Genomic DNA, 7,083 nt, shown 5'->3' with positions numbered 1-7,083 from the left:
ATACGAAAATAACTTCATACGTCATATTTATTTATTATAAAGTTATTTTAAAAGTTTTTTCCAAGCTTTTTCAACCTTAGATGCAAGCTTTTTAGTAATACCTTTTACCTCGGTAAGCACAGAAGTATTTTGGTGTAAAACACCTACTACTTCATCAACATTTCCAAAATGTTCTACTATTTTGTTCACTTTTTTACTGCCGATTCCATCAACAGATGTTAAAAAATCACTCAATTCTTCTTTAGTTATTTTAGATTCTTGGGATTGTGATTCACTTGACTCATCTTTTGTTGGATGCGGAGCATTCTTTTCATTAGAAACTTCTTCTTTTGATGATGATTTTTTAGATGATTTTAGAGCAAAGTTATCTTGATAGTTATAGATTTCACTTGGCCACTCTTCACTCCATCTTCTTTTTACATCATGCATTTTGTATTCATTATCAAGGACATGAAGATAAACTTCATTATCACCAAATAGTTTTCTTTTTTTACCAAAATAGGCACCATCATAACTAGCATTGAATGAACCAAAGTGTATGTGTCTCATAGTTCTAAGGATTGAGCTGTCAAGTTTACCTAACTCTTCCCAGTTAAACATAGGAGCATGAGGTTTTCTAAATCTACCTTCACTTAGACTCCACATCATATACTGACCAATCCAGTCTCTTATATAAGGGAATGCTGCAAATGCTGTAGCACACTCTAAGATACGAACCTTTCCGTCTATACCATAAGCAACATCACAAGCCCAGTACTCAGCTTTAGCTGCCTTAGATACTTTTACTGCTAAATCAAGTACGTTTTTTGGAACGTCGTTATAGTCCATACTACCACCTTGAGAAGTGTTAGTTAACCATTCACCTTCGGGAGCACGTCTCCAGAATGCACAGACAGGCTTATGGCCTATTAGCATTACGCGAATATCTGCTTCCATAGGAGCAAAGTCTTGGAAATATTGAGGATGATATTGTTTTTTATCATAAAGGTCTCTAGCTTCTTTATAACTATCTACTTTATGTACAAAGTATCCACCATAATTTGATGGTCCGTAAGATTTTTTAATGATTTTAGGATATTTACATTTTTTAAGAAATTTATCTGCATTATCATGTTTATAGTATACATATGTTTTTGGTATTGGAAGATCATATTTCCAAGCAAATCTTGTAACATTTTCTTTTGATTTATTTGAAAACTGTGTGTCCATTGATGGAATAAATCTAACATGAGGTAAAGCGCGAGCTATCTCTCTAAAAGTTTCATAAGCAGTTGCCGGAATGTTACCGATCAGTACATCGATTTTCTTTCTTTTTACCTCTTTGATAAATCTATCTTTATCATTTTTCCAGTGGTATGTAACTGTCTCTATCTTATTTGGCCAACCTTTAAAGTTTGAGTGATCGAAAAATCTTAGCACATAATCAAGATATAAAAATCCTAATTTTGGTAGTTGTTTATTACTTAGTCCCATATTTTCCTTACTCCTCAGTTTTAATCTATCTTATTATAGTAAAGATGTCTTAAATGTTTATCTTTTTTATCTGTATATTAAATTCTGCACCAAAATGTTTTTCACCATCTATATTTAACTCTCTATTTTGAACCGCTATTGTTCCTTCAAAATGTTTTGAGATGATTTTTTTACTCATAAAAAGGCCTATTCCTGTTCCTTGAGATTTATGTTTAGTTGTAAAATATGGATCAAATATTTTTGTTTTTATTTCAGAAGGAATTCCCCCAGCGTTATCATGTATTTTTACAATAATATAATCATCGTTATCATCTATTTCAATAAGAACTATTGGATTTTTAATTCCTTTATCTTTTAAAGCATCTTTAGCATTATTTAGAATATTTAAAAATACTTGTGCAAGTTCACTGGCACTTCCATTTATTATAAGATCAGAATTTCCATTTCTAATAATGACTCTTATTTGGTTAGCATTATAAATAGCTTCTGTTAGCATAATTGATTTATCTATTACGTCACATATTTTAAATGCTTCTATAGTCTTGTCTTCTTTTAAGAAGTCTCTAAAATCATCTATAGTCTTTGAGAGGTGCTGAGTATGATCTTTTATCTTCGTAAATGTATCATCAAGCTCTTCATCACTAATCAGGTTATTTTTATACCTAAGTTTAGCTCCAGTAGCAATAGTACTAATAGAACTTAATGGCTGTCTCCATTGATGTGCAATATTTCCTATCATCTCACCCATCGCTGCAAATCTTGATTGTTGAGCTATTAAAATGTCTTTTTCTTTTTCTAAAGTTATATTTTGAATATTTGCAACAACAATTCTGTTGCTCTCTTCTATTCTACCACCAAAAGATATTCTAATTGGAAATATTGTTCCATCCTTATGTTTACCATCAAGTTCAAAAACGATACCGCTATGTTTAAGTTTTCCTGTTCTCATGAAGTTTTTCAGACCTTCATTATGTCTGTCTAGATACTTTATAGGAATAATTCTATCATCTATAAGTTTAGTATTAATCATCTCATTTGCACTATAACCAAACATATCTTGAGCACTTTTGTTAAAGGTCAACACCTTAAACTCACTATCAACTGCAATAATAGCATTAGTATTTATTTCAGTAATCATATCTGCATATTTTTTCTGGCTTATAAGTTCTTTAGCTTTTTTCTTTGCACTATTATTGGCAGGTCTAAATATAAATAAGGCTTCAAATACTAAAGTAAGAGAGATAATTAGAAAAATAAACAATTCAACATTTTTTAAATTCTCTGTTTTTTTCTCTGTCTCAATCTGGTAAGTTGTTACAGCATTGTCTAAGTCTTTTAAAAGTGGTTGAGAATTTACAAGTATGTATGTCAAACTTCTTCCATCTCTATTTTTCAAGAAACTTCTTGCTCTACTAATATACTTTTTAACTTTTACATCTAATATAAAAGGTTCCAAAAAATATATCTCTTTTAATTTATCAGACATCTCTAAAGATAATAAATAGTTATGTGAATCTTCCATAACATCAACAGTTTCTTCAAGATTTTTAGTTTTATAGTGAATTGCTAAAAGTGCTATTTTTTGGATAGCATTCTTTGTTTTCCACTAATATTTAATATTTCAGCATCGTTTGATTGTGAGTCTATTAATCTTACAAGGTTTAAATATGCAGATACAGAAAAGAATGCTATTAGAGATAAGGCAAATATATATTTTTTTGTAAAAGAGAGTGATTCTAAAAAGTTAAGCACTAGATATGCTCTAGTGGCTCAGAAAAATGACAACCTTGATATTGATCTACTTTCATTGTCTTAAGTAGATTATATACTTCTTCGCAGTGAACATATTCTGCAACAGTTTTCATACCCAAGGAATGAGCAAAATCATTTATTGTTTTAGTTATAAGAAGTGCATTTTCATCTATATGTATGTTCTTCACTAAAGAACCATCTATCTTAATATAATTTGGTTTTAATTTTAAGAGATATGCAAAGTTTGAATAACCACTTCCGAAATCATCAATAGCTATTTTGCAGCCTAGTTTTTTAACAATATCAATAAAACTGATTACTTTTTTATAATCTGTAATACTTTCACTTTCCAAAAGTTCAAAAGTTATAAAGTTTGAAATATTTTTTTCCAGTAATTGAGACTTTATATAGTTGATTATCTCTTCATTAACAACATCTTCAATAGATAAATTTATATTAATAGATATCTGTTTTTTCTGAGCTTCTCTAAAAGCTTTTTGAATAACTATTTTTGTTAATTGTGGATAAAATTTTACTTTTTTTGCAATATCTAAAAAATGTATAGGAGAATGAACATTATCTCCCTCTAATATACGAATTAATGCTTCATACTTTAGTATATTATTATTAGCATCTACTATAGGCTGATAGTAAACTGTAACGTTGTTATAATTGATTGCATTTTCAATTATTTTAGTCCATCTTACATCATTTTTATACTCTGCATCTAGACTACACTCTTCACAATATATAAAATATTGTAATCTAGAATTTTTAGCTTTTCTAAGTGCCATATCTGCAGTCTCTAAGGTGTTTATTTTTTCATGAGAGACTCCGATGGTTACATTTACTCTTATAATAATGTCGTAATCTAATATATTTAAAGGTTCAGAATTAATTTCTTTCAAAATCAACTTAAGAGTCTCTTCACATTTACGTGTATCTAACTCCGCTTCTTTCATCAATGCAAACTGGTCAGCACTTATTCTATATAATTTACAATCCATATTTTTAACAAAATTTTTCAGTTTTTTAGAAACAGCTTCTAAAACCAAGTTACCTATATGTTCACCATATAAGTCATTTATACTTTTAAATGAGTCTATATCTATAATTAGTAGAACTGGATTACTTATTTCATCCATATCTCTAAGAAGTGATTTTCTGTTTTTTAGCGAAGTTAATCTATCGGTGTGGAGTTGATAATAAAGTTGATCATTTTGAGAACGTAATTCTTGAGTTTTTTCTTCTACTTTTTTTTAATTCTTGATTTATTTTTAAAAGAGAGTCTTTGAGTTTATCATTTTCGATTTTAACTGAGGCTTTTTCTACCGCTTTTAAGAGAAGTTCTATATCAATAGGTTTTATAATATAACCAGTTACTGACTGCTCTATAGTTTTTTTCATATACTCACTATCACTAAAGGCAGTTGAGTATATAACAGGTATTTCAGAATCTATAGTTCTTATCTCATCAATCATATCTATACCGTTCATATTTGACATCAATATATCTGTAATAATCAAGTCAATTTTATCTCTATTTTCTATGTAGAATTTCAAACCATCTTTTCCATCATTGGCTGTAAAAACCTCTTTTACAAATGGAGATAAATTTTGGAATACTTCTTCTTGAAGAGCCACTTCATCTTCAACATAAAGGATAGTGATTGTTTTTAATAGTTCAAAGTTCATAATATATCTTACTTTAATTAGACTGTGGTTTTATTGAATTAGAGATTGTAAAGATAATCAAAAAGAAGAAAATGATTTTATGTTAATATGAGGAGAAGATCCTCATACATTTTGTAGACAAAAAAAGTTTATTTAACTTTTCCTAAAAATTCACAATCTACAGTATTAACTTTAACAAGGTCACCTTCTAGAACGTGATAAGGAACTTGAATAACTGCACCAGTTTCTAGTGTAGCTGGCTTTTTACTTCCACTTGAAGTATCACCCTTGAAGTTTGGGGGAGTATCAGTAATAACAAGCTCCATTATCTCAGGTGCTGAAACAGATATAGCTTTATTTTTAAAGAAAATTATTTCAACAGTAGTTCCATCTTTTAACCATTTAGAAGCTTCATCACACTGCTCATATGTAAGACCTAGTTGATCATAAGTTTCATTGTCCATAAATTGGTACATATCACCATCATCATAAAGGTACTGCATTTCTTTATACTCAATGCTTGGAACTTCAAACTTGTCGCCAGCGTGAAGAGTCTTCTCCACCATTTTACCGTTTAAAAAGCTCTTTGCTTTCATACGAACAAAGGCTGCACCTTTTCCAGGTTTCACATGTTGAAATTCTACTACTTTACAAGGAACTTCGCCTACTATTAAACGAACCCCTTTTTTTATATCGCCCATTCCTACAGTTGCCATAAATACTCTCCTTAATTTTATTGCATAAAATGAAGGAAACCTTCATCTTTTTATTTACGGTGTCAGAAGTAATTCTGCCACCTTCGTTAACACTAGGTTTCCTTCGGTAGGAAGCCCATTGCATTAATGCAATTATTTTATTTTATTTTTGATTGGGTGAATTCTACTATAAAGGTTCTTAGAATGCTATAATGTCACTAAAATTATCAATGGATTTATTAAACTATGGAATTTACTCTAGAAGCAACTTCAAAAAATGCACGTGCTTGTACTATAAAAACAGCTCACTCAACTATAAAGACACCTGTTTTCATGCCAGTTGGAACACTAGGAAGTATCAAAGCTCTTGATATGGATGATGTACTAAATATGTTAGGTGCTGAAATTATTTTAGCTAACACTTATCATATGTATCTTCGTCCTGGAGATAAGACAGTTGCTAAGATGGGTAAACTTCATAAGTTTACAACATTTCCAAAAAGCTTTTTAACAGATAGCGGTGGATTTCAGGCCTTTTCTCTTAGTGATATCTCAAAACCAAAAGAGAATGGTATAGAATTTCGTTCTCATATAGATGGTTCAAAACATTTCTTTACTCCAAAAAAAGTTATAGATATTCAAAATAATCTCGGCTCTGACATTATGATGATTCTTGATGATTTAGTTGCTCTACCTGCAACTCAAGAACGTATCAAACTCTCTATTGAAAGAACTACTGCTTGGGCAAGAGAATCAATAGAATATTTCAGAGAAAAACAAGTAAATGGAATTGGAGTAGAACAAAATATATTTGCTATTATCCAAGGTGGAACGGACAAAGCATTTAGAACTAAGAGTGCAACTGAACTTTGTGCACTTGATTTTGATGGTTTTGCTATCGGCGGACTTTCTGTTGGTGAACTAAACAACGAGATGTATGACACAGTTGAACATACAACTCAATATATGCCAAAAGACAAACCACGTTACCTTATGGGTGTTGGAACTCCCGAAGATTTAATAGAAAACGTTGAGAGAGGAGTTGATATGTTTGACTGTGTTATGCCAACTCGTAATGCTAGAAATGGTACTCTTTTTACATCTTTTGGTAAGGTAAATATTAAGGGGGCTAAATTTAAAGAAGATGAAGCTCCTATTGATCCAGAATGTAAATGTATCACTTGTCAAAGATATTCTCGTGCATACTTAAACCATTTGTTCCGTACTCGTGAAATAGCATACTTCAGACTTGCAACTATACATAACCTTCATTACTATCTAAACCTAATGAGAGAAGTTCGTGAAGCTATCCTAGAAGATAGATTTACAGAATATAAAAAAGAGTTTTATAGAAAAAGAGCGAAGTAGTAAATTTAAGTACATAACTCACTATTATAATGGTTCCCTTTTTCAAGACCAGTAAAACAAGTTTTCTTATTTCACCTCTTTACGATACCAGTGGTAACAGTTTTTGTCTCCTAGGGTCTAA

At 30.4% G+C, this 7,083-nt stretch carries 7 protein-coding genes; 1 reads left to right on the top strand and 6 read right to left on the bottom strand.

Annotation, left to right across the window (positions count from 1 at the left end):
* Positions 1-42: 42 nt before the first annotated feature.
* The 6 genes from QZZ48_RS13310 to efp form a co-directional block, all read right to left on the bottom strand.
* The gene (locus tag QZZ48_RS13310; RefSeq protein WP_294966676.1) at positions 43-1,473 is read right to left on the bottom strand and encodes a helix-hairpin-helix domain-containing protein; all 1,431 of its coding nucleotides are present in this window, start codon (positions 1,471-1,473) and stop codon (positions 43-45) included.
* Positions 1,474-1,522: 49 nt separating this feature from the next.
* The gene (locus QZZ48_RS13305; protein ID WP_294966674.1) at positions 1,523-2,995 is read right to left on the bottom strand and encodes an ATP-binding protein; all 1,473 of its coding nucleotides are present in this window, start codon (positions 2,993-2,995) and stop codon (positions 1,523-1,525) included.
* A 53-nt stretch (positions 2,996-3,048) separates the two neighbouring features.
* Positions 3,049-3,225, bottom strand: a complete 177-nt coding sequence (locus tag QZZ48_RS13300; protein ID WP_294966672.1) for a hypothetical protein — start codon at positions 3,223-3,225, stop codon at positions 3,049-3,051.
* On the bottom strand, positions 3,225-4,370 hold the full coding sequence (locus QZZ48_RS13295) for a bifunctional diguanylate cyclase/phosphodiesterase (RefSeq protein WP_294966670.1): 1,146 nt from the start codon (positions 4,368-4,370) through the stop codon (positions 3,225-3,227). The genes QZZ48_RS13300 and QZZ48_RS13295 overlap by 1 nt, the downstream gene beginning before the upstream one ends.
* Before the next feature lie 70 nt (positions 4,371-4,440).
* The gene (locus tag QZZ48_RS13290) at positions 4,441-4,920 is read right to left on the bottom strand and encodes a response regulator (RefSeq protein WP_294966668.1); all 480 of its coding nucleotides are present in this window, start codon (positions 4,918-4,920) and stop codon (positions 4,441-4,443) included.
* Positions 4,921-5,048: 128 nt separating this feature from the next.
* Complete coding sequence (gene efp / locus QZZ48_RS13285; protein WP_294966666.1) at positions 5,049-5,615, bottom strand: elongation factor P; 567 nt, start codon at positions 5,613-5,615, stop codon at positions 5,049-5,051.
* Positions 5,616-5,840: 225 nt separating this feature from the next.
* Between efp and tgt the strand changes: the two genes are divergently transcribed.
* Positions 5,841-6,962 (top strand): tRNA guanosine(34) transglycosylase Tgt, encoded by a 1,122-nt coding sequence (gene tgt / locus QZZ48_RS13280; protein ID WP_294966664.1) that lies wholly within the window; start codon positions 5,841-5,843, stop codon positions 6,960-6,962.
* Positions 6,963-7,083 lie beyond the last annotated feature (121 nt).

Source organism: Sulfurimonas sp., assembly GCF_016744025.1.
Lineage (GTDB): Bacteria > Campylobacterota > Campylobacteria > Campylobacterales > Sulfurimonadaceae > Sulfurimonas.
This window is presented reverse-complemented; position numbering and strand designations above follow the sequence as displayed.